The sequence below is a fragment of the Marinomonas phaeophyticola genome (assembly GCF_026966905.1).
Lineage (GTDB): Bacteria > Pseudomonadota > Gammaproteobacteria > Pseudomonadales > Marinomonadaceae > Marinomonas > Marinomonas phaeophyticola.
In genome coordinates this window covers 41,809-67,498 of sequence record NZ_JAPUBN010000011.1, presented here as the reverse complement: position 1 = coordinate 67,498, position 25,690 = coordinate 41,809, and the positions used below count along the sequence as shown (strand labels likewise).

The following is a 25,690-nucleotide window of genomic DNA, read 5'->3' as shown; positions in this document are numbered from 1 at the left end:
CCTCAAAATATTTGCCACCAAGCTGATTCAACTGGCTGAGTTAATTCAATTTTGGTACTGGTTATACGAATAAACACAGAGTGCTCATCAGGATCTTCCACTAACCCAATAAAAGATTTAGTGGTCGTCGTTTCATAATTTGCAAACTCAACAAGTACAGCTAAATAACGAGCTTCTTGTTGAATATCTAAGCTCAGTTTCTGCGCGACGCCAGGAATTACGGGAGGCAAAGTAACGACATCAATAAGCGAATCGGCAAGAATTTCTCTATCTTTATTATATAAACTTAAAAAATCTGCATTTTTAAATGGGCCAATTTCATTTAATTGATAAACTCTGACTTTAACCGGTCGAGCTTCATCATCCGAATAAATATTAATATCATCGGTTGGAATAACATTAAATTCCACTTTATAGGGAGATAAAAATGCGGGTGAATTTGAGCTACAAGCAATTAAAAGCAATGCACTAATTAATAATAAAGTAGCTCTTTCAAATAGAATAATCCTCATTGTTTTCCTCTAAATTCCTCAAACAAAATTGCGTAAAACTGGCGGTAATATTCACCTTTCTCTTTTTTGCGAATAAATTGTTTTTTGTATAATTTCCAATATTTCTTGTCTTTTGATCCCCACCCAGAGATATAATCATTAAATTCTTCTTCCAAATGATCTGGGTGTAAATCCTCTAAAAATTTATTTAACGAGACTTCTAAACAAGCCATTAGCCGCTCATGAGCAATAGCGCTAGATAATGCGCTCTGCTGCTGTTCAACGATTTGCTTCAAGCGAGTCACACTATCTTGCAATTCACTGACCTCACTATTGCTACTAACTCTTTGAATTGGCCTCATTTCTGGATCAACTTTATATTCTAAAGAATCCTCATCCAGCAACGAGTTCGATACTTTACCTTTCATCACAATATCATCTTGGGAGTCATCAAAAGGATCGTAACCAAACACATCTTGACTGGTGACATTTTCTTTTGAAAAAGAACGAGACTGATTTTGAGCAACAGAAAAGGCGTCATAATCTGATTCATCTTGTAAAAAGCCATCATTAAAAGAAGAGCGATCTGTTTCTAGATTTTTCACATCAAACTGATTAGAGTCTGGCTCACTATGAGATGATTGACTCAATACATCAAGATCTTCATCTTTTGAGGCAAACAACGACTCTATATCACTAACTAATAAGGTATAAGCTCCCATCTTAATATTGTCACCGTCCGACAGTTCATGCTTCCCACCTTTGCCAAGTAGGCGACCATTTACAAACACACCATTCGTACTTCTATCAATAATTTGATATCCCCCTTTTGGGGCTAATACTATTTCGGCATGAACGCGAGATAGGGTACGGTCAAAATCAGGCAGTTGAACAGTACAGTCAAACGAGCGCCCAATAGTACCACCCGCATTAGAGATGGAAATTTGTCTACTGGCTACTTGCTCGTTTTCTGGTAATTCAACCAGTTGTAAACTAAGACTCATAATTTACTCTTTATCCACTATATTCAAAGACATAAGCGTAACGATTTATTAAAACCAGTTAAGAATGTTGGATTTTGTCGAACAAACCCTTTAGAGAAATGCACCGCTAAATCTTGAGTGCCTTGCTCTATACGCTTAAAGTAATCCAAGGGAATGTCCAATTTTTTCATGGAATGCTCGAAAACCAGTTCATATTCTAAGGCAACATCTAGTTCACCTTGCCACAGCATTTGCAATAACGAGGTAGCATCCCTTGGTTTTTTAATTACGTTATAGCCACCTTGCTTTAAAGATAGCCATTTATTGGTATTAAACTTGGCACCAAATCGCAAGTTATACTTCGCTGTTTCATCATCAATACTTGTAGATACATCTGGGGATACAAACAATGATAATTTTTCAGAAACAACCGGCCCAGAAGGAACCGCATAAGCGGCCCTTGACTTACTTAGAGACCCAGCAAAATAACCGTGCATTTTACTCGTTTCAACTAATAGCTGAGCTTTATCCCAACTCATTACTTGAATTTCATACGGTTGCCCCATTCGGCGTAAAGCACATTGGACCCGTTCTACCGCAATCCCTCCAATGTTACCTTTTTCATCTACAGTCTGATACGGCTCCCATATTTGAGTCGCAAGATACAACCTATCGATTGCAAAAGCTGAATTAACACCCATTACAACGGTGGTTAACATCGTTATTTTTTTGATCCACTGAGTAAAATGCACAATATGCCTCGTTTACGCGATAGTCAGCTGAAATTCACCCATTGGAGACACGGTTACGTTTACCTCGGTAATTGTTAACCCTTCACTTAAACGCTGAATACACTCTTCCGCTAATTTCGGCATCAAAGCACGGTTAATAATTTGCTCTATAGCACGACCACCGGTTGTCGGATCCGTATTACGTGACACAATGAAATCAATAAAATTATCATCCCAAGTGAAAGTCGCTTTATATTTTTCTGCCAGTTTTTTAGCAATTCGATTCAAACTAATCACCGAAATTTTTGCTAATTCTTCTGAGTTTAAAGGGTAATAAGGTACGATAGTCGCACGCCCCAAAAAGGCGGGTTTAAAGAAAGTTTGTAATGCGGGTCTAATACGTTCAACCAAAGTTTGATTTTCAGGGCGTTCATCCGTTTCTTCACAGATATCACAAATGGCCTGATCAGCGGCGTTAGACGTCATGATAATAATGGTGTTTTTAAAGTCGATAGTGCGACCTTCACTGTCTTTAATATGCCCTTTATCAAAAATTTGATAGAACAAATCATGCACACCTGGATGCGCTTTTTCCATTTCATCCAATAATAAAACGGAGTATGGATTACGACGAATCGCTTCAGTTAACACACCCCCTTCACCAAACCCAACGTAACCCGCAGGCGAGCCTAAAAGCATCGAAATTTTATGCTCTTCTTTAAACTCAGTCATATTAATAACGGTTAAATTATCGCCTCCACCAAAAACTTGATCGGCCAACGCCATCGCTGTTTCAGTTTTACCGACACCACTTGGGCCACACATTAAAAAGACGCCAACAGGCTTACGGCTATCTGTTAAACCTGCTCGGGAAATACGAATACTTTTTGCTAATTCACCAATAGCCGTTTCTTGACCAATAACACGATTATGCAATGCATCTTCTAGCGTCAGCAGAGCCGCAACCTCTTCTTTTACCATGCTGCCCGCAGGAATACCGGTCCAACTTGAAATCACAGCAGCAATCACACTGGAGTCCACCATGGAATACACTAATGGAGACTCTCCTTGAACCTCAGATAACTGATTCAGCAAGCCTTGTAATTGCACTTGTTTTTCCGAATTTACCGCACCTTGCTCTTGTTGCTCTTGAATTTCATCACTCAGAACAATTACTTGCTGAACGAGATCTAGCTCTTGTTGCCATTTCTCATTTAAGGCATCAAGCTCGACCTGTCGCTTAGCAATACTGTCGACTAAGGATTGTCTATCTTCTGATAAATCACTTAATACAGCATCTTCCACTTTGTAGGCTTCTAGCTCACTGTTTAAATAACGAATTTTCTGTTCTAAATATTCAACACGTTCAGGCTTTGCTCCTTGAGTTAAAGCAATACGAGCGCAAGCCGTATCTAAAAGACTGATGGCTTTATCAGGTAATTGTCTCGATGGTAAATAACGAATAGACAAATTCACGGCGGCATCTAAAGCATCTTCGCGAATAAAGACCTTATGATGTTTCTTCAATGAAGCCGCCACACCTCGCAGCATTTGCATAGCATCTGTTGCACTTGGTTCTTCCACTTTTACCACTTGGAAACGACGTGTCAAAGCAGGGTCTTTCTCAAAATATTTTTTATATTCTGCCCAAGTAGTAGCGGCTATAGATTTGAACTCACCACGGGCAAGCGCTGGCTTCAATAAATTAGCCGCATCGTTCTGTCCTGCGGCACCACCTGCACCAATCAATGTGTGAGCTTCATCAATAAAAACAATGATAGGGGTTTCAGAGCTTTTAACTTCATTGATAACATCTTTCAAGCGATTCTCAAACTCGCCTTTAATGCTTGCTCCGGCCTGTAAAAGACCTAAATCTAAAGAGTGAATTTCCACACCTTGTATAATAGGAGGAACTTCACCACTGACAATACGTAAGGCTAGACCTTCAACCACTGCGGTTTTACCTACGCCTGGTTCCCCGACTAAAATAGGGTTGTTTTGGCGCTTACGACATAAAATATCAATAGCTAAGCGAACTTCAACATTCCGCCCAGAAATTGGATCAATCTTACCGTCTCGAGCCTGTTGCGTCAGATTGACTGTGTATTTTTCTAACGCACCGCCAGCGGAAGGTTGCTCTGTTGCTGAACCTGACCCGCCAGTAGAAGAAGCCGACGAAGGTTGTTTTAACTGGCCAATTTTGCCATTTAACGCTTCAGTTGAAATAGATTGTAAGCTATTCAATTTTAGTTTTTGAATACCAAACGCATCGGTCTGTAAAAGTGTTAGCAACAGATGTAAGCTCTGAATCTTTCCATGTCCAAAATTAACGGACGCCTGCACCCAAGATTCTTCCATTAACTCGCTTAAGGCACCACTAATCGTTGGCTGGCCCGTCGCACCTTTTGGTAAACGTTCAATACGATTCGATAACTCCCCAACCAGTGCGGTCACATCTACGTTTTGGCTTTTAAGAAATGAGCTAAAATCGGAGTCATTCAATGCAATTACTTGTAGTAACCAATGCTCAATCTCAATTGAACTGACCGTTTGAGACATCGCATCACCTGCGGCCTGTTCTAAAGCATCCCTTAAACTTGAATCTAACTTACCTACTAAATTTCCCAACTTTACGTATGACATAATAATCTCTCTGGTTACAGTAGAATTTTACGATATTCGTTTAATTTTCTTTCGGGAGAAAGGCAATTTGCTTCACCTAACCGAAAACCAAGATTGCTTGAGGAAAGAACCGGAGCGTCTATATAAGCCCTTTTTACAAACAAATAAATTTTCACATCTACAACTTCTCGTAAATATGCAGACACCAACTGTCGAAAAGTACTCGAAAAATGCGAGTTCATCAAAAGACTGAGGTATTCTTTTCTACTTGCTGGTTGTATTCGGATTTCTAATGCCTGATAAAGTTGAGTTCCTTGTTTTCCTAATAAAAGTCCTCCTCCTAGCTGATTGTTACGTCCTACACGACTTCCTAGCCGACTAAAGCTCTGTTTAGGCATTCGATAGGGAGTGCTAGCAATCACATTTGACTCAACATCTAATTTAAAGTACTCACGCAGTATTTGATTTAATCCTTGAAGAGAGCGAGTTTTTAACCCCATAAGAAAACTAAAACGTAAAATGCTTGGATCTGATTTATCTAAAAGACTATTGGGTAAGGCATAAAGTTGAGATAAGGCCGTTTTCTGACTGAGCCTCGTTAAGGTTTTACCTAAGATCGCTTCCTGCTCTTCTCTCAACAATGCATTACGAGTAGTAACAGCATTCGATAACAACTCTAAATATCGCTGATTAAAAACATCTAAAAAGGATTGTAGAGAAGAACTATCATCATGCAAACTTTGTAATAATTCGTGGTAAAGATAATCCGGAATAACACCTCGACAGCCAGATAATGCCTCTAAACCGACCGTTACTTTCACTTTTTGAGATGTATTTTCAATTGATACCACATCAAAATTATCACCTACAGGCATAGGATCCGATTGATATTGTATTTTTTTAGTTAGTGATATTTGCCGCAACAAACGAACTACTTGTACAAACTCAAATTGTTGAGGGTTATTGAACATGGTTGCCGTTAAAGACATAACTGACTCCCATGCACTTTCTCATACTCAATACTGGCTTTGTCATTCCCAAAACGCTTGATTCGTAGTTGAATAAAACGATCAAAGCTGCAAAATTGCTTTAAATATAAATTTAAAACTTCGCCTAATATCGCAATATCTCCAGACAATATACTGTCATCGAGCATGATATTAACTACTGTACCGGAAGCAAAAATAGATTGCTGATTAACCCTCATTGGCGACACAATATGTTGATAAGAAACTTGTTTTATCGCGTCAGCTTGCGGGCAAACTCTTTCAGGTGTACACATTCGGAGGGATTCTTGCAGTACTTTTATTGGATCATCAGACTGAGTTAAACTGGAAAAATTCGCATTCAGTAATGCAATAAAGCGCCAATTCAGTTGATTATCTAGATTGGGGTATTGTGGTGCAGTCGGTGTACTCAGAAGCGATAATACACCTGGTAACTCTATAGATTCTAAAAGCGCAACAGAGTGATTTTCAGATAACAAGCATGGCAGACGACCATTACAGGCTTTTAATTGCATAGACAACAACACACTGCTCTGTGTTTGTGGAGGAGAAAGGTAACTTAGCGACAGTGTAACTTTTCGCTCACCTTTTTCATTCCAAGTTTGATGGGTTTGCCATTGTGCCTGCGTATCATCAAACCAATAACCACCTTCATAGAGAGGGCTCAATTCAATTTCACCCGTCGGCAACACTTCGTACACCTTATCCACTGCGACTACAATTTTTTCATTCATTGAATGCAAGTCCGCAATAACAGGAACAGATAACTGAGAGAAATTATACTTGACCGGTTCACCTCGACATTCAAATAAGTTAATCGTCGGAACAGTATTTAAACTAAAGACGTTGCGGTCGAATAAGCGTAAATATTCAACGGGAAGCTGTTTTACAAAAAAATTGACGGTTAAGGAAGAAGAGGAGAAAGAAGTAAGTTCATCACCAAGCTCTTCAATCCTAAAGTAAGCCGCTTTATCTGGATAAATAAAGTAATCTCGTAATAGATCAAAACCACTAAAATGGTTTCCATACTTGGGCAACCATTGAAAGCTAGGATCAGAAATACGAGATTTCAAACGTGAAGGAGAAACTTCGATCTGCTCGCCTTCAGAAGAAACAATCGAAATGACTTCTGTATTCAATAATAATAAATCTATCAGGCCCTTAGAATTATTCTCAAACCCTCGAACATAGAAATCAAAGTGTTTTAAATTCAATTGACAAAATTCAGCATCAGGGGAAACAGACGCTAACTCTAATTGAATAACTGAATCCGCTTGTTTCAAGTTGTTCGGCGTAACAAAATTAAAAGGCGCTGACTCTGCACGGATGTTTTGAATATAGTAAGGGTCGATTTGTAAATCGGCTACGGTAGAAAATAGACATTCCTCTGACCCGTCTAATACGGCTGACAGCTGAGAGCCTCTTGGGAGCAACACAGGTTCTGAGAGTTTATCTAAATCTTCATTAAGAGTGACAGGAACATAGCTTGGCGAAATCTGTAAATAACCTGGATATAGAATATTAAACAAATCTTGTAACAGTTCAGGTAATTGCTCATCAAACTTTTTTTCTGTTTTTGCCGTCAATAAAGCCATACCATCGATTAATCGACTTATATTAGGATCTTCATTACTACGTTGATTCAACTTGAGCGCATTCGCTTGCTCAGGATTCGACTGGGCAAATTCGGAAAGCGACTTCCGAACATAGGCTAACTCTCTTTCAAAGTAACGCATCAATTGATCAGACAACTTCCTGGCCCTCTAAATTTGCCACTTGATCAGACAAACTTATATTGGAGTCGAAAAGAAATACATGATTTCCATTCTCTGTTTTTACTTTTGCCATTAAAGAGAAGCAAATAACATTTTTTCTAGGATCACTTTCTTCCATAAAAACACTGACATCATTTAAACGAGGCTCAAATGACCGAACCCATGACTCAATTGAGCGAGCAAATTGATCCTTATCCATTTGACTGGATATGCTATAAGAGCTATCTAAACCAAAACGCATATTGGAAGCGTCTACTTCTCTAAACCCTTTCGAAAACCCTATCATTGGCGCCTCAGAATTTAATAATGTGCTTAATTGATACCGAATAGATTCCAGAATCTCATCACCTTTATTCTGATCGCTTTTTAAAAAAGCTTTCCAAAAGATCATGCTAATACTCCATTTGAACGACTAGAATCAGCGCCTAAATCTGTTGAGAGCATAAGCTCCCCACACACATGATCAAATTGATACTGTGGCTGAATAATGACATCGCAGGAATACCGACCTTGTTCACCCTCAATTTCTTTAACAACGACAGATCCTTTACTAAGAGGGTACTTCGCTAAGGTAGCTTCATCCGCACTCGATAAGTTACTTGAGTACCTATCTAACCATCGGTTCAAATACTGCTCACACTCTTGTGCTGTTTGAAAGTTACCAATCATTCCACGAATTTGAACTTTTAAATAATGAGCGATTCGGCATACCATTAATGTCGTTTGCAATTGCGCCATAACAGCATCGCCTTCTTCTCCTCTCGTTCTCCAAATCGAGTTATTTCCTCTAAAGAAGTATTTGTCCGTGATTAAACTATGACAAAGAGGGATAAAACCTTGCTCTGCATAAAAGACCCCCATGTCAGTAATCATTCTGACATCAGGCGTTGGGTTATAAGTGCTAAATGAGCCAACATTATTTCGAGGAACATTTACTAATGCACCCGTATATTGATCTTGCCAACGGGATTTCATAAAACCAAACCAATTAATTCGATTGAATTCTCTCATCGCAATGCTTGCAAATAAGAACGCAGAACTTCCCCATAATCCTTTATTTCTTTGAAAAGCCTCATCAAAAATAAATTTAGAACAAGAATCATTCGAATAATGATCCCTTAATTTAATTCTTGGCAGGACCATTCCCAGATAACGAGCCTCTGGTAAATGCCTTAAACGTTGCCACGACGTAAACTCAGGGCCAGCTAGAATTTTCTCCACTCGGCGGGTATCCGATAACCAATCCGCCCCGGATTCACCAAAGAAGTCATTTGCAGGAGAAAAAATAAAAGGGCATAGACATAAGTCACCCAACCCAGCGAGTAATTCGAGAGTGTAAATATCATCGTAATCTTGATCCAAGCTAAATGAGACAGCTCGATCAACAACAACCAAACCAAACGGTTGTCCTCCCGATGTATTAAGCTCTTGATTACCAATCAAATTATATAAAAGGGTACGCCTTAATGAGATGGAGTTATTCATATTATGAGATAACTCCTCCCAGCTTAAGTCCAAAATCCGGACTTTAACTTTGTGAGCATTTACAGGTAAATGAGCCAAAGAATACACACCATTCCAGGTAGCTTCTAATAATTGGAAATCTGAGTGATGAATAATTTTAGATACTTGTTCAGAGAGTGCTTCATCAATTTTGGCGATCAAATGACTTATTGACGAAGTTAACATACGTTTATTTGTTAACATGTCTTCATCCAATTCTGCTAACAATTTCAGCGCACAGAAAAGATAATCATCATGATCAGCATCGAGTTTATTAAACTCATTTTGCAAAGACTCTTTAAACATTGTCATTCACACCCAAACATCCAATACCAAAGAAACGAACAACTTAACCCGGAATTTTCGTTACCATCCGAACAGAAGTCGTGAGTTCTTCTAATTGCAACCATGGTCGTAAATGAGCCACCGCGGAATAAGAACCTGGACGACCAGGCTGTTCAACTACGCTAATTGCCGATTCACATAATGGTGTTTTAGAACGCTCCGCATTACCTGTCGCTCCTGAATTGGTATATTGATCAATCCAAGTTTGTAGGTTTTTCTGTAAGTCAGCTGCTTCTAAATTTGACCCTAGCATGTCACGCCCCATCACTTTCAAGTAATGTGCGATACGGCTACTAGCCATAATATAAGGAAGACGGGCTGAAATAGCGGCATTTGAAGTCGCATCAGGGTCTGTATACACTTTTGGTTTCTGCGCTGTTTGACTACCGATAAACACACCGTAATTGGTATTTTTATAATGAACCAATGGTAAGAAACCCAGATCACTTAACTCTTTTTCACGCTCATCCGTTAGGTTCACTTCAATTGGGCATTGCTGCTGTAGATCACCAGCTAACGACTTATAAGTTAAGTTAGGTAGGTTTTCTACTTTACCGCCATTATCCAAACCACGGATAGCGGTACACCAACCAAACGCAGTATGCGATTGAGTCATTTTTAACCCCAACTCAAAAGCCGCATTTGACCAAACTAATTGAGAGTTATCTTTTGGTAATGGATTGCCATCAGAGTCGTTACTAAGCTCTTCAAAATCGAAGCTGTTTGTTGATAAGCCTTTCTTGCCGTATGGTAAACGAGCCAATGTTTGCGGTAAGGTTAAGCTAACATAGCGAGCATCATCACTTTCTCTAAAAGCATTCCAAGAGGCATAAGAAGGAGAATCAAAACCCGCAGCAACCGGCTTGCCTTCATTGAAAGTTTCAAAAGAATTGAACTCAAACATGTCAGGATTTGCGGCTGCAATAAACGGTGCATGACTTGCCGCCGCTGTTTCCCCCATATAGCGCAATAAAGCAACATCTTCATCTTTGTGCGAAAATTGGAAATCACCAACGAGTAAACCGTAAGGCTCACCACCAGCGGTACCAAATTCTTTTTGATAAAGCGCATCAAAAAGTGGGCTTCTATCCACTGCAGGTGCATCTTCAAACTGATCCAATAGCTCATCTTTTTGAAAATCAACTAGTTTGATTTTTAGACTACGGCCCGTCTCACTTTCTCGTACCAATTTGCCTAAACCACGCCAAGATCCTTCCAGTCGCCTAAACTCTTCTTGCTGCATGATGGCTGAAAGCTGTATCGACATTTGCTTATCAATTTCAGCAATCGCGTTTTCAATCGTTTTAGTAACATTTTTATCCCAAACCACTGTACCGCTTAGCGCTTGCTCTGCAAGAACAGAAAACAGCTCTTTTGTTGTATCCGCAGGTGTTTGTGTCGTTGCTGCAATCGCTCTATCCAAAAAGCTAACAGAACCTTCTTCTGCTTGTGCAGCTGTTTGAGTGTCTAATTCTGTACTCATTATTCATCTCCTTTAGGTTCTACGCCTAGCTCACTTGAAAGAGCATTAATCGTATCTGCACTTTGTAAAACTTCTTTTAATAACTTTTCTAAATCACGAGAACGATCGGCCTTCGATAGCAATGTTTTCAGCTGCTGACGTGTTTCAGCAAGTTTTTTAAGAGGCTCAACGTTTTCAACCAAAGAATCTGGTTCAAAATCTTTCATCGAAGAAAATTTCAACGCCGCTTCAAATTGACTACCATCATCAGAAAGCGTGTTATCTACTTTCAATTTCAATTCTGGTCCAACACGCTTCATCACCGTATCAAAGTTATCTTTATCTATTTGATAAAACGTTCTGTCTTCAAGTTCTTCACGATCGTCTTTATGCGCAGAAAAGTCACCAATCACCCCTACAACAAAAGGTAATTCTTTATTTTCTAACGCCCCATTCGTTTCAACATCATAAGTGATGCTGACGCGGTTTTTACTTACGCGCTTATGCTGTGAATTTAAAGCCACGTTGAACCTCCTGAATAATTATATTTTATAGGCTAGCTTTAGAAACTAACTTCGCTGTTGGACAATCGAACTTAACCGTATCACCCTTCGCAATCGTACCGTTCTCATCTTCATAGTAGTAAACTTGAGAAACCGACGTGTACACTAAAGAGAAACTCTCATCAGGCAACCCACCATCAAAGCCAGATACGCTGTAATCACCAACACGAGCGCCTTCTAGAGTAATGATTAAATAAGGAACAACACCCTCTCCGCCACGGTCAGGCTTAGTTAAAACGATTTCAATTGTTTTACCATCTTTACCAGGAGCAAATAAGAACGTTGTAAGATAAGGAGAAGCACCATCTGATGCTCGAGAGATACTCACAGGACTAGATGAAATAGTACCTGTATCCGCATTGTTGGCGTTCCCGATATTGACAGAAACACTTCGAGATGCAGCCCAGGTCATCGAATTAATTGCAAAAAAACCTTTTTTTCCACCAATATCTTCAACTGTAGCCGCACCTTTAATATCGGTAAGACCATCAATTCTCATGAATATAGAAGCCATTTTGATTCCCTCATTTCGTTAATTAAATTATCACATTATGTGACTCACCATTTATTTACACACTACCACTGAAAACTTGAAACTCCAGCATCACTAGAACCCGACTCTTGATTATCTGATTGATCATCCTCAATTATTACAGAGGGTGATTCATCACTTTCTGGGAGGACCATATTAGAGTTCGTCTCTTCTGCAACAGGAATATCACGCACTATTGGTGACGATGATGCTGGTTGATAATTACGAGTTTCAACTTTAATAGAACTAACATGGTCCGCACTTTCCATGCCAGCCAATTGACTAATTCGATATTGCACAGAGGCGTCATCACCAACCAACTCATCCATTAGTTCAGGCAGTGACATCCCACCCCAGCGTATTGCTCTTTTTAATAATAAATACACCGGGCTATGTGGCTCGGATTTCAAAAAATAGTCGGCTACTCTTTGTAGCTCCATAAAAGCTTGCTCGCGATTCATTGCCGCATTACTTGGATCAAAACTGTTTGTTTGGTGTTGTTGGACGGTTTGTGAATTAAGCGCATCTTGTGCTTGCTCTCTATCAGCAGAGCTAACGATTTCATCAGTAGATAATTCGTGCGTGTCACTTTCTAGCTCTACCGGAGCGTCCTCTTTGTCCAATGGCCATTTACTAAAGCCATCTCCTATCATGTATTTCATGGAGCTTATGATTTTTTCAACTATTGCTTTAACAAATTTAAAGCTAACGCCCTGTGCACCCACCTTTACACATTGAGCCGAGATAGTTGCTTCTATACTAATAAGGGAGTCATAAATGCTACCTAATGCCAAAATACGTTCTGTGACTTCCTCTTTTTCGCCTGCTAAAGCCTTCATGGCATTTTCTTTAACTTGAGATAATGAACCGTTTTTTTCGGCCGCAAGATATTTCGTATAATCAATGTCATCGATTAAGGTTTGCATTTGTAATGGCATATACAAAAGACCACTTTCCGCCGTATCCCCAACTAATTGCAATAACGGTTTAATACGAGTCTCGGCCAATTCTTTTTGCTTTTCAGCATCACTCTCTCCCTTTAATTTACCTTCTGGAGGCATAGGATGAAGAGAATCCCAAAAGTTGATCACAATATAATCAAAAGTACTAAGTGAGTTCGATAGATTTTCTAAGGGTTCTTTGCTAAATAATTGAGCAACCGCATGCCAAGAGAATATTTCCATGTCTTTAGAAATATTTTTCAAACAATCACTGCATTCATTAGATAAACTGTTCCAGTTGTCTGAATTTGCTAAAACGAGTTCATCATCATTTAGCGCATCGGGGTCTTCTATAAGGCGCCTAAATGATGATTGAGCAATGTTAAACGCATTCCGATAACCACGATATACGGAACGATTATCTTTAAGGTACTCACCACAAGGGGTATCGGCAGAAATGGGCTCTATTAACGCATCTAACATATATGTTTTCCTAATATATTCATTACTTAACCCCCAATCATTACTGTTGGTAGTCCGAGGACAATAGATCCACCATGTGCCGTACTATCCCCCATTCTTGCGGCAGGAACACCACCAATAAGTACTGTGGCACTGCCTTTTATAATGGAATCAGGTGGCCCTACACAAACACACATATCACTTAATCTAGCTGCTGGTAGCATGCCAATTAGAACAGTAGGTGCACCAGGTCCAATGACCGGTCCACCGACATGTGGAATCGGGGGCAACGCTGGTGTCAGCATCGGACAAACATGCATATCAGTTAAACGAGCAGCAGGTGGCATAGTTGCATTCTCCTATCTCTTTATCATTCCAGGACCACCGTTAGCTAAATCAATAGCCATGGCAAAGACCGATGTATAGTAAGGGGTATAGTTTTTCCATTCAGGGACCACCGCCGCGGTATTAATCGCCCCAGCAGCGGCTTTTGAATACAAAAACTCTTTCGGATAAACAACGGGGGCATCGATTGCTGCAATGCTTCCACTGCCATTCCAAACCACAGCCTGCGCCAACCAAAATATGGCACTGCTGTTTTTGATCATTTTTAATCTTTGTTCTATCGCTCGCCTTTGACCTTCTTGTGGCTCTTTGACCCAACGTTTACAATCTTGTAAGAGTTGGAGCTCAGCTGGAGACCAAGATTCTTCTCTTATTTCTAAAGAATTAACCGTCCACCAAATCACCTCTCTCATGGGTAACGCGTGGCAAAAGAAGTGAGTCAAATCCAAAAACATCTTTTCTTTCTGCAAAATATCGATGACTTCTTTTGGCGAGCAATCTTGATTTATAAGTGCCATCGCCTCCTCAGATAATTCCACATGAGTGAATAACATTTTACAATCTTGGAAAGGAATTTTTTTATACATTTAATTCACCATCACTATTGCGCCTTTAACCGTTGTCTGACCACCTGCGGACAGTTCAGCCATTGCACTGCCTTTTACCGTTGCTTTCACATCCCCCTGAAGAGTCGCATTCAACCCTTTTGCAGAAAAATCCATTCCCGCCTTCATGGTTAAATTCATTCCCGCCGTAAAATTCATATTGCCATCAGATTTAAAATCCATAGGATTCGCTTTTAATGAAAAGCTCCCGCCTTTTAACGTCAGTGATGATGATCCGCTAATGTCAACATTTTGACTTGATATCTCAATTTTTGAATCCGTCATGACTATCTGGCTGCCACCAACTACCAGCTTAATTTTATCGGTTGCTGTTAACGTGATGGTCTTACTTTTATCAGAAATAGAGTCTTTTGCGTCTAGTGAATAATCTTTATCAGATTTAAGAGTAATGTTTTCTTTTGTCGTTAATGAATAATTAACGTCGGCCGTTTCTGTGATGCTTTTTGTTACTGTGGTTTTCTTTTCTCCACCAATGGTTTCAGTATGATCATTTACCGTATCATGAGAAAAATCTTTTGCCGCATGCAAATAAAAAGACTCGCTGTCTTTTTTGTCATCAAACCGCAGTTCATTGGCCTCCCCCTTTTGCTTGGTTTTAAAGCCAGTTTGAGTTGTATTTGCTGTGGCATAAGGTGGTTTATGATTACTATTATAGACACTTGATACAATTACTGGCTGGTCAGGATCGCCATTAATAAAGCTAACTAGCACCTCATGGCCTGTTCTAGGTAAAAACTGAAAACCATAACCATTACCCGCCATGGCTTGGGCTACTCGAACCCAACAACTGGTTTTATCCCCTGTCTCAGAATCCCAATGGAACTTAATTCTTACTCGTCCAAAGTCGTCACAAGCAGGCTCGTCATCTTTTTTACCAGAAACTACAGCTGTCTGTAGACCATGTAATACAGGTTTTTCTTTCTGACTTGGATAGAAAGTATGAGTGTCAGGTACACACACAAACCCAACGTGTTTTATTAATACCTGCTGTCCTGATAACTCAAAAGTAGAATCTATTTCAGTAATTAAAAAAGAGCCTTCTTGGCTACTGTCTATATGGGAACTCATTTCCATATAATGACCAACCGCTAAATCAAATGAATTCGTCTCTCCATAAACACGGTTGTGATGACTTTCAACTTGAGCTTTTTGAATCGTGACAAGAGCGGCCGCTAAATCTGAATACTTTCCAGTAGGGCTAGAGACAGGATATCGATACTCCTTCAATTTAGCATTCCCGGAGACAGCGTTATTCATTGACTTTTCTTTACTTAAGATTAATTTTGATTGGTTATAATCAAAATTAGCAATCTCAAGTGATGCACTATGATAATTCCTTTCCGTTTCCCATTTGCTGGTAATCTCATAGTCACCCATCGATTTTGCAAAATGATCCAGCACGACTAAATTATCTTGCGAGAAAGGTTTCGATGCATCTTGAAGGAAAAGAGTTGAAGAATCAGAGTCCTTTCCATAATAAAAATGAACACCTTCTTCAGCTAACAAACGAGTCACAAATTCGAAATCGTTCTCTCCAAACTGAATGCAATATTCTCTTTTAGTGGAGGGCATGCTTTTAACTTGATATTGCCCTTTAAAGCCGAGCTCATCAAAAATAGACGTTACAATATCTTCTACTGTCTGCTCTTGAAATACACGACACTGCTTACTAAATGCAAGAAGCCTAATCCAAGGTTCTATCACCAAAGACATGCCAAAGTAACTGCTATCTATTTGCTGGGTAAGCCCCTTAGATGAAGTAACAAAACCTTTAAAGACTCTATTAACACTTCGATTTTGTCCTAAAGAATCATATATTTCACACTCTACCTCAGCACCAACCCAATCGTTTGCAGAACCGATCGTTGTTAATATCTGTGCTTCGATTCGAGTAGAGTCACTAATTTTTTCATTGATGAATAACTTTTCACAGACAAACGTATCACCAGCACTGTTTTTAAGTACTAGATTGCTATTCTCTGTATTAATTAGCTCATTCATACTCAACTCAATGTTGTAACTGTTTTATTGAATGTCACATGTATTTGTTATTGAACATTCACCAAATCAGCAAAGCGAATCAACTGGATAGGAGGATATTGATCAATTGCTTTTGCTGTAGACATATTAATTGATATAGAAAATTGAGATAACGAGGCCACCTCTAGCTCACCAGGCACTTTCCCATCCACTAAAATTTTCTTCGCTTGGCTGCCCGCAAATCGACCAACACGATAGTATTTATTAGAAACAGAAATGAGTGCTTTAGAATTCGTGACCATAGAATCATAGGCACTAGCGACTGGTAACCGATATTTCAACGCCGCTTCCGTAAATTCATCAGAGTGATCTAAGTTATAAGAACTTGAGCCAACGTAAACGACATCGACTTTTTTTGCTGATAAAGAGGCCATCAACTCATCAAATTGACCAGGAAAAGGAACGCCTTTATCATCAAGAACATACACTTCTTTAAATAATTTAAATTCCATTTCTTTAGACAATTTGTCTAGGTTTTCAGTATTAAGAATTGAGTTTAACTCTGCTTCAGAGTAAATCACACCTACTCGCTTAACTGGAAGATATTCTCTCATCGCTCTAATTTGCACTTCATCTGGTATTCTATTTCGAATACCAGTGACCGTTTTTCGACCACTATCTTCATATGAAGCAACAATATTGGCTCCAATGGGATCAGCGACTATCATAAATAAAACAGGAATTGCTCCTAGTTTTGTTGCATTCCCGTATTCTTCAATAGTACCGATAACCCCCTTGCTCACACTCGTTCCCCAAGTAATCACCAAATCAGGATTGAGTGATTTAGCTTCTTCAACAAATGAGTCTAATTTGCTTTTATTACGATTAGCATCACGAACAATCACCTTGGCCGAAACACCTGAATCTTTTAAATAACTTTGAAAACCTTCACAAGCCTCTTCGCAGCCTCGCCACACAACCATGTAGATGGTTTTCGGCAAGCCCTCAGACTCAACTTCGTTAGCCCCTCCATCATCAGCAAATGCACCTGTAGACATGAACCCACCAAGAAACATCATCAAACCTAAAACTAATGACCTCATTGATTCACCTCGACCATTGAATCTTTCGAGTTTCGAAGAAAGAGCAGCATCATTACTCCCGCTAGGACAATGCCGATTCCGACAACCATCATTGCCTCTCCAAAATCATAATAGGCTAACAAACCCGCCACTATAACAGGGCCTAATACACTACCAATACGTTCCGACGTTCTTAAAATACCTAAGACGGTGGTTCGCCCGACTTCAGGTGTGGATTCTGCTGCCTCTAATGCCGATGCAATAAGAGGAGCCTTAAGGATAGAATGGGCAACCCCCATAAGAGCGACAGCAAGCAACACTTTATAGAAGGAAGCCTCACCATAAAGTGAAATGAGTATGGCTCCCGATAACAAGGTCCCCAATACGACCAGCTCTTTCATTTTTTTGGTTCTATCTGCTATACCTGAAGCGATAGGGCTTAAAGGGATAATAATTAATGAATAGATCATCATGATACGGCCGATCTCGGATTGACTTGCTTCCAAAGAAACCAAATACAAGGGCACCATAAAATACAAAAAGCCAGTTAGCACAATTTTCGCAGGTATTGCACAGCAGAGAATAATGGAAACAAACTTAACATTTTTAGCTAACAGCCATAGCCCTGACTCGCCGTTTGCCGATACTTTAGGCACTTCTGTGTTAATTGATCCTGAGAACATTCTCCATGCCAACAATCCAGAAAACGTTGCTAATACGGCAGAAATTAAGAAGACTGGTTGATAACCGATACGATCAGCGATAATCGCTCCTAGCGCCGTACCACACATGGTTGCCGTCATCAAAACACCGACAAAGATTGCCATCCCTTTGGCTCTATTTTCAGAAGATACAACCGCGGCAATATAACTTTGACAACTAATGGTAATTAACGCGTAACCAAAGGCCGTGATACCACGAGAAATGACGATATCCATACTGTCTTGCGCAAATGCACAACCTAAATAACCAGCAATAGCAGGGATAAGACCCAATAGAAACAGCGGCTTTTGCCCCCATTTATCTACCCATCTAGCGGAAAAAGGCGTCGATACCGCAATAACCAGCATAAAGACAGAAATAGGTAAACCAAGCATAACATCCCTAGAAATCCACTGATTCGGCTCATAATATTCCGCAACAAACAGGGGCATAAAAGACTTTTGAAGCTCTTCAGCAAAGGAGAATACAAATAAAGGAATACGAGCATCCAGAATGTCACCATTCTTCATACTCAGTTTGGTTTGCAAATTGAATTTTTCCGCTATTTTTTGTAATCGAGTTTTTGCATCTGCGGTTGTACTTCCATCATCGTCAGAACCAACAAGCTTACTAAAGGTTTTACTAAACTTCCCTTGAAGATCACGTGAATCTTCATTCAATTTAACAATAAAGTGCCCTATTGACCCTCTAGATGGGACCGATTCTTTAACAGAAAAATCTCCATCAATTTGTCGTTTCAAAATAGATTCGGATTCTTCTAGTGGGCCTGAGATATAAAACATCACCACGACCATGACGACTTCAAAACAAACAAGTAAAACGGCAACTAATACAATTGCAATATCAAAAAACATATCCGCTAATTGGCTGCGGATGAAATTAGCATTTAAACCAACAAAAACCCCGCCAGCACGTACTTCTTGATGGTTAATGCTCATCTCATAGACGTCTTTATTTTGCACCTCACCAGAAATAGCAGGGAAAAAGCCAAATAGCTCTTCTTTTATCAAGCCTAAACGATCAAACAAAGACGCCCCGAAATAGTTAACCTTAGTCGCGCCTTCACTCATATCTCTAGCATCGCTTAAATCAAGCAACTCACCAGCGGAATAAAGCGGTGTATTGTTTTCAGAAACAACAGCGATAAAGGTTAGTTCTGGATATTTATTCAGTGTTTCAGATAAATAACTGTCCATACCGCGAATGCGATCTAGAGGAACGCCAGAAATAATGGCTAGCTCGACATCATCATGAATAACTTGAGAAACCGCATTTGCTTTTTTTAGGATTTCCGGCTTAATAGAAAAATTGAATTCGACAAGAGTGTAGGTGGCACTTAAGATAGAAGCTAATAAAGCACTAATAACCGTCACTAAAATAACACGCCTATTTATAAGGCTAGCCATGCTTTTTGCTTTATTCATCGCTGCTCACCTTTTGTTATAGGCGATTCTTTTGCCAATTCTTGAACATCTTCAAGCTCTTGAGCCACCATAATCTTCATTTTTTTACTCTGTTCAATTTGATCAGCAAAAACAGAGGAGATACTCCCTTTTACCACCAGTGGTAACGTTTCCTCTCGCCCATCTGAATGAACTTGTATCAATTTAATAATATTTGTAACGTCACCAAAACCAAATCGAATAATCAACAGCACAACTAATGCAAAAAACAAAAAAATAAACACCGTCATTTCTAATAAATGCAATTGAACAAAAGAATACACACCATAAAAAGAGGCTTTATCATAAGAGATCACAACACTGCCAATTAAATTATCAAAGCCATCAAATAATTGCATTCCACTGTACAAATATACATCGGCACTTAAGTTCCAGTTTTTATCATTGGATTTTAATGCCCGCCTAATTACCTCATCGTTAGGAAATGTCGAATTCGATTTATTATTCGTTGAAAAAATTATATTTCCTTGTAAATCAATAACATCAATACTTGCTACATTTTGATCTCGCTGTTTCGCTTTATCCATAAGATCAGAAACATTATTCGCTGATTTAAGTGGTATACCGAGTCTATCGGCTTTTAATATAGACGTTTCTAAGGATGAGGATATGACATCTAATTTAGAGGAGACCACATTCGACATTAAACTGTCGAACTTCATAAAATTCATTAGATATAAAAGACTTAGTACAGCGATCAAAATCATCCATACGGTTATAACCAGTCTAAGGTGAACTTCAAAAAACGCTTTCATACGAGAACCTTATAAAAGGGAAATTCAGCAATGTATGTCTAAAACACAGTCAAAAAATGTTCATAAACAGCAAATATTATGCAAAAATTCAGCACGTTTAATTACCATAGCTTATTTGAGATATTTTGGTAAGGCGTAGATATTTTTTTTAACTTTCTCGCAAGGATAAAAACGTCAATACGTTACAATAATGACATAAAAACACAATAAACATACTTACTGAACTTACCAAGTATTTGTTTACATAAGATTACATAACAAGACTTTTATAAGTTAGATGCGTTTTATTTAAAAATATCTTTATCTAAACCGTATTTACGCATTTTGTCATATAAGGTTTTTCGAGGAAGTCCTAATGCTTCCATAGTGCCCTTAATAGAGCCTTTCTGTCGTAATAATTCCTGTTCTAATAATATTTTCTCAAATCGTTCTATTTGATCTGGTAATGTCATAACTCCTGGATTAGCTTCATTAGTTATAATTGAATCAAATTCAAATGAACCACTTTCTCCCATTAAAATATATCTCTCCGCCAAGTTTCTTAATTCCCGTACATTACCTGGCCAGTCATACGTTAATAAACTGTGCATCCTTTCTGCCGATAAAGGTACGGACTCTCTTTTATATTGAGCGGAAGCAACTAAACCAAAATGTTGCCATAAAAGCGGAATATCACTAGTACGTTCACGTAAGGGAGGAATATCCACACGAACGACATTTAACCGGTAATATAAATCCTCCCGAAAACGTCCTGTTTCACTAAGTTGCTTTAAATCCACCTTAGTTGCCGCGAGAATTCTCAAATTTAAGTCTATGGGATGATTCGATCCTAACCTTTCAACCTTTCTTTCCTCTAACACTCGTAATAATCGAATTTGCATACTCATAGGCATACTTTCTATTTCATCTAAAAAAAGTGTCCCTCCATTAGAATACTCTAGCTTCCCTATACGTTGATTTTTGGCGTCGGTAAAAGCGCCCTTTTCATGACCAAACAACTCGCTCTCCATCATGGACTCCGGTACGGCACCGCAGTTAATAGCCACAAAAGGGAAAGCCCTTCGTGAGCTGTGTTCATGAATTGAACGAGCAACTAACTCTTTACCTGTCCCAGTTTCACCAAAAATCATAATATCTGCATCGGTATCAGCAACATGAATCAATATACTTCTCAATTGATGGATACCGGGTGTATTACCAATAATTCTCGGACCAGGAGCATTTTGCGCAGCGAGCTCAAGTCGTAAGTTACGATTCTCTAGCAGCAGCTTACGCTTCTCCATTGCTCTACGAACAACATCTAAGAACTCAGAATTCGAAAAAGGCTTTTCAATAAAGTCATATACACCGTTACGAATAGCATTAACGGCCATGCTGATGTCCCCATGACCCGTAATTAATATCACCGGGATCTCGGCATCAATTTGCTTAATATCATCAAACAAGTCTAAGCCACTTTGTCCAGGAAGGTTAATGTCGCTCACAATGACTCCTGCATAGTCCGTTGAAATCGACTTTAATACACCTGCTGCACTCTCAAACTCATGCACTTTAAATTCATCCAACTCTAATGTTTGCGCTATCGCCATACGTACAGAGCGTTCATCATCTATCAGTATGACTTCACCAGAATGGGACATATTAGGAATTTCCTTTATAAAAAAAATAATTTACGACGAACCACAACGCACTAGATCGATTCAAGACACCAAGGTGTCATTACTTAGTGAGGAGTGGGTCATCAACTCTATACAAAATTCTGCCCCACCATCTGAAATAGCTGACGCATAAATTCGACCATCCATCGCCTCTATAATTCGTTGGCTGATCGATAACCCAAGCCCTAAACCAACACCTTGAGGCTTAGAAGTGTAAAAAGGCTCAAACAAATGTCTGTGTGCTTCAACAGATAAACCGCTTCCAGAATCTTTTACTTTAATTAGCACTTTCTGTTCTTCTAACAAACACACAGTGATATTGACAATAGAATCAACACTGGCATTTTCATTGACGGCATCAATCGCATTCGACAATAAGTTCACCAATACCTGCTCTAAAAAGACCATATCCGCTTTTACAAAGATCCCCTGATCTTCGGGAAGCAATAATTGAATGTTATTTTCTTTTATTTGGGAGGCCATAATACTTGAAGCCGCTTGGATAGCATGATGTAAAGAGACGGATCCTTGATGCACCTCACCTTTCCTTGCGAATACTTTAAAACGAGCAACAATATCCCCCATATGTCGACCTAATTGACTAATTTGCTCTAGATTGTTCTCTACCGCTTTTAAATTACTTCGAGCAAGAAAAGTTAACGCATTATCTGAAAAGGCCCTTATTGCTGTTAATGGTTGATTTAGCTCATGATTAATTCCAGCACTTAATTGGCCTAAAACCGCTAACTTTGCAGTTTGAATAAGCTCTCTTTGAGTCCCTTTATGCTCATCAATTTCTTTTCTCAACCTGCGATTCGCCTCTTCTAATTCATAAGTTCTTTCTCGTACTCTTTCCTCTAACGCACTACGTGATTGAGTAATTTCTTGCTCATATCGCTTTCTTTCCGTCATATCATGAAACGTAACTAGATACTTACGCTGATTAGGCAATTCAATAGGACAAAGTGTCATTTCAACCGCTTTTGGTGTCTCTCCTTTGCAATTCAGCACCCCTTCCGTGGTAATAAAATTAAGTTCAGGATGGTTAGTCGTGTCAGTGAAATGATCCTCAGCATCTTTATCAACCTCCTTTTGATAAAGACTGTCCAGTTCTTTACCAATAAAGGGGCGTAATGAATGACCCACTAAAGATTCAATAGCAGGGTTAAAGGACTCTATACGTTTTTCATGATCCAGCGTCACTAGACCCGCTTGCGTATTCTGAATAATCTCTCGAATATACGCTTCATTATGACGACTCATTTCGTTGGCTACTGAACGTTCTCTTAGCATACGGCGACGCAAGAACACCATTACAGTCAGCAAAATAACGATTGTCATACAACCCAATACGAGAGCACGCCAAAGGAAAATATTTTCGTTAATTTGTGCTAAAGGCGACAAGATCGCGATTTGAAAACCAAGTACCCTAAGAGGACGTCGCATCTCCAAAAAACTGCGTCGCTCAAATTGCTCGGCTTTTACTGACGATTCAATGGTTTCTAAAAAGTCAATCAATCTTGAATTTTCATCAAATGTTTTTACTGACAGAATAGGTAGTTTTGTCAGTGACTGATCTTTATAACGCTTACTATTCGCAATCCGCTCTAATTCAGAATGAGACAGCTCTTCCACTGTTTTATATAACCACTCGGGTCGAGAGCTACCGAAGACGACCTGATCGGGGTCCAATAACAGAAATTCATACCCCTGATTAGAAAAACGTTTCTCGAAGGGCTCTAATTCGATTTTAACGACCGCGGCACCAATAATAGAATCCCCTTCATAAACGGGATAGGAAAAGAAATACCCTCGGCGATTGGAAGTCGTACCCAACGCATAATAACGTCCAGGACTTCCAAGTATGGCCTGTTTAAAATAAGGTCGAAAGGAAAAGTTTTTACCTACAAAACTGTCTTGCTGAGCATGATTAGACGCTGCAATCGTGTTGCCATCTTTATCCAATATATAGCTATTTGAAGCTTCCGTTATTCGATTAATTTGCTCTAACTCACGATTTAATTGGTTAATATCGGAAGCGAGCCCGTCGCGCAATGCTTTTCTCACCCTATCATTAGAGGCTAATAAAGTTGGCATATGCTGATACTTAGTGATCGCATTTTCTAAAACACTGCCTAACTGATTTAACTGCTCAGAAGCTTGACCTTGCAAGGCTTCTAACTGTTGCTGCTTTAAAAACGTCCCTCCTCCCCAAATAATCGCAACTAGCATCACAATAGTGACAGAAGAAAGCCAAGTAAAAAGAAACCTAGAGATTTGCTGCATCAGTAACTTTCTCAAAAATCACCCCTATAAATAGAATACGTACATCATATTTATGCGCGATCATCCGCAAAAGGAATCACCTGATTGATCGTTTCAATATTGCACAACAACATTAATAATCGATCGACGCCTAACGCCACCCCCGCACAACTAGGTAGGCCATGCTCAAGAGCAGCAACTAACCTGTCATCTACTTGACGAGAAGGTAAGTTGAGTAATCGCCTTTGCTCAATGTCCTCCAAAAACCGAGTCGACTGCTCCATAGCATCCGTTAGCTCATAATACCCATTAGCTAACTCCATCCCTTTCCAATACAATTCAAAGCGTGCAGCCACTTCAACCCCTTCTACTAGAATTTTTTTAGCCAGTGCCGCTTGAGAGGCCGGATAACCATGAATAAAACATGGCCGCTCTAGACCTATTTTTGTTTCTATCACATGACTAAACAATAACTCTAACAAAGTATCCCGATCGGTTTCCTCTAAGCCATACTCAGTATATTCATAGGCCATCGTCTGCAATTGATTAAGTTGAACTTGATGGGGGTTAATTTGCAAAACCTCTTCAAATACCTCTTGATAGCTTTTGCTCTCACAAGTGATCGAAACGTCTTTAGTCAATGCTTTCAACAGCGATTCTATTTCATCCATAAGTTGCCAATGATCAAAATCCTGTCGATACCATTCCAGCATAGTAAACTCTACGGCATGGCGACGACTACGATCTTCCGCCCTAAACACTTTACCCAATTGATAAATACTTCCAGAACCCGCACACAATAAGCGTTTCATAGCAAATTCTGGAGACGTCTGTAGATAATAATTAACCGGCTCTCCTTGTACGCTTGTGTGTAGACTTAACGCTTCAATATGTGGATCTGAAATAGACCCCAATGACAATATTTGAGTATCCACTTCCATAACATCCCTTTCATAGAAGAACTGACGAATTTCAGAAAATAGCTGAGCTCTCTTCTTTAAAGTGGCAATCTCTGCACTTGGCTGCCAGTTGGATTTTTGATACATGTAAACTCTTCGATAATAAAAAGGAAAAAGAAAAATACGCCAATATAAGAAAAGTAACTATACAATACCAATCCAGAAAACCCCTAAAAAATCCTTGGCATATCAGAATTGAAGATGAGCAAAACCGTTCATTTGATAAACTATCTTAACCATAACGTACTATTAAACATTGAGACATTCGATTTTAAATTGGAATTGATCAATCTAGAAAATTGAAAAAATGCCATTTAGGCGAATAAAATGGAGATCGATGTATACTGGGAAGGTGTGATGGAATGAGATGGAAGTCCATCGGTGTAACAGTCACTATCTAGCTGAAAACAAGTCCTG

At 39.3% G+C, this 25,690-nt stretch carries 21 protein-coding genes; all 21 read right to left on the bottom strand.

Going from position 1 to position 25,690, the window contains the following annotated elements; translation table 11 throughout:
• Positions 1 to 2: 2 nt before the first annotated feature.
• Complete coding sequence (tssJ, locus tag O1D97_RS04210; protein ID WP_269123095.1) at positions 3 to 512, bottom strand: type VI secretion system lipoprotein TssJ; 510 nt, start codon at positions 510 to 512, stop codon at positions 3 to 5.
• Positions 509 to 1,495 (bottom strand): type VI secretion system-associated FHA domain protein, encoded by a 987-nt coding sequence (locus tag O1D97_RS04205; protein WP_269123093.1) that lies wholly within the window; start codon positions 1,493 to 1,495, stop codon positions 509 to 511. Before O1D97_RS04205 ends, tssJ begins: the two co-directional genes overlap by 4 nt.
• 23 nt (positions 1,496 to 1,518) lie before the next feature.
• Positions 1,519 to 2,193, bottom strand: coding sequence for a substrate-binding periplasmic protein (locus O1D97_RS04200; protein WP_269123091.1), 675 nt, complete (start codon positions 2,191 to 2,193; stop codon positions 1,519 to 1,521).
• 45 nt (positions 2,194 to 2,238) lie between these two features.
• On the bottom strand, positions 2,239 to 4,848 hold the full coding sequence (tssH, locus tag O1D97_RS04195; protein WP_269123090.1) for a type VI secretion system ATPase TssH: 2,610 nt from the start codon (positions 4,846 to 4,848) through the stop codon (positions 2,239 to 2,241).
• A gap of 14 nt (positions 4,849 to 4,862) precedes the next feature.
• Complete coding sequence (locus O1D97_RS04190) at positions 4,863 to 5,816, bottom strand: type VI secretion system baseplate subunit TssG (protein WP_269123088.1); 954 nt, start codon at positions 5,814 to 5,816, stop codon at positions 4,863 to 4,865.
• Positions 5,807 to 7,585, bottom strand: coding sequence for a type VI secretion system baseplate subunit TssF (gene tssF / locus O1D97_RS04185; RefSeq protein WP_269123086.1), 1,779 nt, complete (start codon positions 7,583 to 7,585; stop codon positions 5,807 to 5,809). Before tssF ends, O1D97_RS04190 begins: the two co-directional genes overlap by 10 nt.
• Positions 7,578 to 8,000 carry a type VI secretion system baseplate subunit TssE gene (gene tssE, locus O1D97_RS04180; protein ID WP_269123084.1) on the bottom strand — a complete coding sequence of 141 codons (423 nt, stop codon included), beginning with the start codon at positions 7,998 to 8,000 and terminating at the stop codon, positions 7,578 to 7,580. Before tssE ends, tssF begins: the two co-directional genes overlap by 8 nt.
• A complete protein-coding gene (locus tag O1D97_RS04175; protein WP_269123082.1) occupies positions 7,997 to 9,424 on the bottom strand; it encodes a type VI secretion system contractile sheath domain-containing protein in 1,428 nt (475 codons plus the stop codon). The genes tssE and O1D97_RS04175 overlap by 4 nt, the downstream gene beginning before the upstream one ends.
• Positions 9,425 to 9,461: 37 nt before the next feature.
• The gene (tssC, locus tag O1D97_RS04170) at positions 9,462 to 10,940 is read right to left on the bottom strand and encodes a type VI secretion system contractile sheath large subunit (protein WP_269123081.1); all 1,479 of its coding nucleotides are present in this window, start codon (positions 10,938 to 10,940) and stop codon (positions 9,462 to 9,464) included.
• Entirely contained in the window at positions 10,940 to 11,443 is a 504-nt protein-coding gene (gene tssB / locus O1D97_RS04165) for a type VI secretion system contractile sheath small subunit (RefSeq protein WP_269123079.1), read from the bottom strand. The genes tssC and tssB overlap by 1 nt, the downstream gene beginning before the upstream one ends.
• 25 nt (positions 11,444 to 11,468) lie before the next feature.
• Positions 11,469 to 11,996: an Hcp family type VI secretion system effector gene (locus O1D97_RS04160; protein ID WP_269123077.1), complete on the bottom strand. Its 528-nt coding sequence runs from the start codon at positions 11,994 to 11,996 to the stop codon at positions 11,469 to 11,471.
• 62 nt (positions 11,997 to 12,058) lie between these two features.
• Entirely contained in the window at positions 12,059 to 13,438 is a 1,380-nt protein-coding gene (locus tag O1D97_RS04155) for a type VI secretion system protein TssA (RefSeq protein ID WP_269123075.1), read from the bottom strand.
• 26 nt (positions 13,439 to 13,464) lie between these two features.
• A complete protein-coding gene (locus O1D97_RS04150) occupies positions 13,465 to 13,764 on the bottom strand; it encodes a PAAR domain-containing protein (protein WP_269123073.1) in 300 nt (99 codons plus the stop codon).
• Between the two features lie 12 nt (positions 13,765 to 13,776).
• A complete protein-coding gene (locus O1D97_RS04145; protein WP_269123071.1) occupies positions 13,777 to 14,349 on the bottom strand; it encodes a DUF6931 family protein in 573 nt (190 codons plus the stop codon).
• On the bottom strand, positions 14,350 to 16,389 hold the full coding sequence (locus tag O1D97_RS04140) for a type VI secretion system Vgr family protein (RefSeq protein ID WP_269123069.1): 2,040 nt from the start codon (positions 16,387 to 16,389) through the stop codon (positions 14,350 to 14,352).
• 47 nt (positions 16,390 to 16,436) lie between these two features.
• Positions 16,437 to 17,471, bottom strand: coding sequence for an ABC transporter substrate-binding protein (locus tag O1D97_RS04135; protein ID WP_269123067.1), 1,035 nt, complete (start codon positions 17,469 to 17,471; stop codon positions 16,437 to 16,439).
• On the bottom strand, positions 17,468 to 19,597 hold the full coding sequence (locus O1D97_RS04130) for an MFS transporter (protein ID WP_269123065.1): 2,130 nt from the start codon (positions 19,595 to 19,597) through the stop codon (positions 17,468 to 17,470). Before O1D97_RS04130 ends, O1D97_RS04135 begins: the two co-directional genes overlap by 4 nt.
• Positions 19,594 to 20,391: a hypothetical protein gene (locus O1D97_RS04125; protein ID WP_269123063.1), complete on the bottom strand. Its 798-nt coding sequence runs from the start codon at positions 20,389 to 20,391 to the stop codon at positions 19,594 to 19,596. Before O1D97_RS04125 ends, O1D97_RS04130 begins: the two co-directional genes overlap by 4 nt.
• A 284-nt stretch (positions 20,392 to 20,675) precedes the next feature.
• Positions 20,676 to 22,031, bottom strand: coding sequence for a sigma-54-dependent transcriptional regulator (locus tag O1D97_RS04120; protein WP_269123061.1), 1,356 nt, complete (start codon positions 22,029 to 22,031; stop codon positions 20,676 to 20,678).
• A 60-nt stretch (positions 22,032 to 22,091) separates the two neighbouring features.
• The gene (locus O1D97_RS04115) at positions 22,092 to 24,350 is read right to left on the bottom strand and encodes an ATP-binding protein (protein WP_269123059.1); all 2,259 of its coding nucleotides are present in this window, start codon (positions 24,348 to 24,350) and stop codon (positions 22,092 to 22,094) included.
• 35 nt (positions 24,351 to 24,385) lie between these two features.
• On the bottom strand, positions 24,386 to 25,360 hold the full coding sequence (epmA, locus tag O1D97_RS04110) for an EF-P lysine aminoacylase EpmA (RefSeq protein ID WP_269123058.1): 975 nt from the start codon (positions 25,358 to 25,360) through the stop codon (positions 24,386 to 24,388).
• Between the last annotated feature and the right edge of the window lie 330 nt (positions 25,361 to 25,690).

Excerpts from the sequence above, each read along its gene's own strand:
- O1D97_RS04140 (WP_269123069.1), bottom strand. The coding sequence starts at position 16,389 with ATGAATGAGCTAATTAATACAGAGAATAGCAATCTAGTACTTAAAAAC.
- tssC (WP_269123081.1), bottom strand. The coding sequence starts at position 10,940 with ATGAGTACAGAATTAGACACTCAAACAGCTGCACAAGCAGAAGAAGGT.
- O1D97_RS04175 (WP_269123082.1), bottom strand. The coding sequence starts at position 9,424 with ATGACAATGTTTAAAGAGTCTTTGCAAAATGAGTTTAATAAACTCGAT.
- epmA (WP_269123058.1), bottom strand. The coding sequence starts at position 25,360 with ATGTATCAAAAATCCAACTGGCAGCCAAGTGCAGAGATTGCCACTTTA.
- O1D97_RS04120 (WP_269123061.1), bottom strand. The coding sequence starts at position 22,031 with ATGTCCCATTCTGGTGAAGTCATACTGATAGATGATGAACGCTCTGTA.
- O1D97_RS04200 (WP_269123091.1), bottom strand. The coding sequence starts at position 2,193 with ATGTTAACCACCGTTGTAATGGGTGTTAATTCAGCTTTTGCAATCGAT.
- tssH (WP_269123090.1), bottom strand. The coding sequence starts at position 4,848 with ATGTCATACGTAAAGTTGGGAAATTTAGTAGGTAAGTTAGATTCAAGT.
- O1D97_RS04145 (WP_269123071.1), bottom strand. The coding sequence starts at position 14,349 with ATGTATAAAAAAATTCCTTTCCAAGATTGTAAAATGTTATTCACTCAT.
- O1D97_RS04160 (WP_269123077.1), bottom strand. The coding sequence starts at position 11,996 with ATGGCTTCTATATTCATGAGAATTGATGGTCTTACCGATATTAAAGGT.
- O1D97_RS04155 (WP_269123075.1), bottom strand. The coding sequence starts at position 13,438 with ATGTTAGATGCGTTAATAGAGCCCATTTCTGCCGATACCCCTTGTGGT.
- O1D97_RS04130 (WP_269123065.1), bottom strand. The coding sequence starts at position 19,597 with ATGAATAAAGCAAAAAGCATGGCTAGCCTTATAAATAGGCGTGTTATT.
- tssJ (WP_269123095.1), bottom strand. The coding sequence starts at position 512 with ATGAGGATTATTCTATTTGAAAGAGCTACTTTATTATTAATTAGTGCA.
- O1D97_RS04135 (WP_269123067.1), bottom strand. The coding sequence starts at position 17,471 with ATGAGGTCATTAGTTTTAGGTTTGATGATGTTTCTTGGTGGGTTCATG.
- tssE (WP_269123084.1), bottom strand. The coding sequence starts at position 8,000 with ATGATCTTTTGGAAAGCTTTTTTAAAAAGCGATCAGAATAAAGGTGAT.
- O1D97_RS04205 (WP_269123093.1), bottom strand. The coding sequence starts at position 1,495 with ATGAGTCTTAGTTTACAACTGGTTGAATTACCAGAAAACGAGCAAGTA.
- O1D97_RS04125 (WP_269123063.1), bottom strand. The coding sequence starts at position 20,391 with ATGAAAGCGTTTTTTGAAGTTCACCTTAGACTGGTTATAACCGTATGG.
- O1D97_RS04190 (WP_269123088.1), bottom strand. The coding sequence starts at position 5,816 with ATGTCTTTAACGGCAACCATGTTCAATAACCCTCAACAATTTGAGTTT.
- O1D97_RS04150 (WP_269123073.1), bottom strand. The coding sequence starts at position 13,764 with ATGCCACCTGCTGCTCGTTTAACTGATATGCATGTTTGTCCGATGCTG.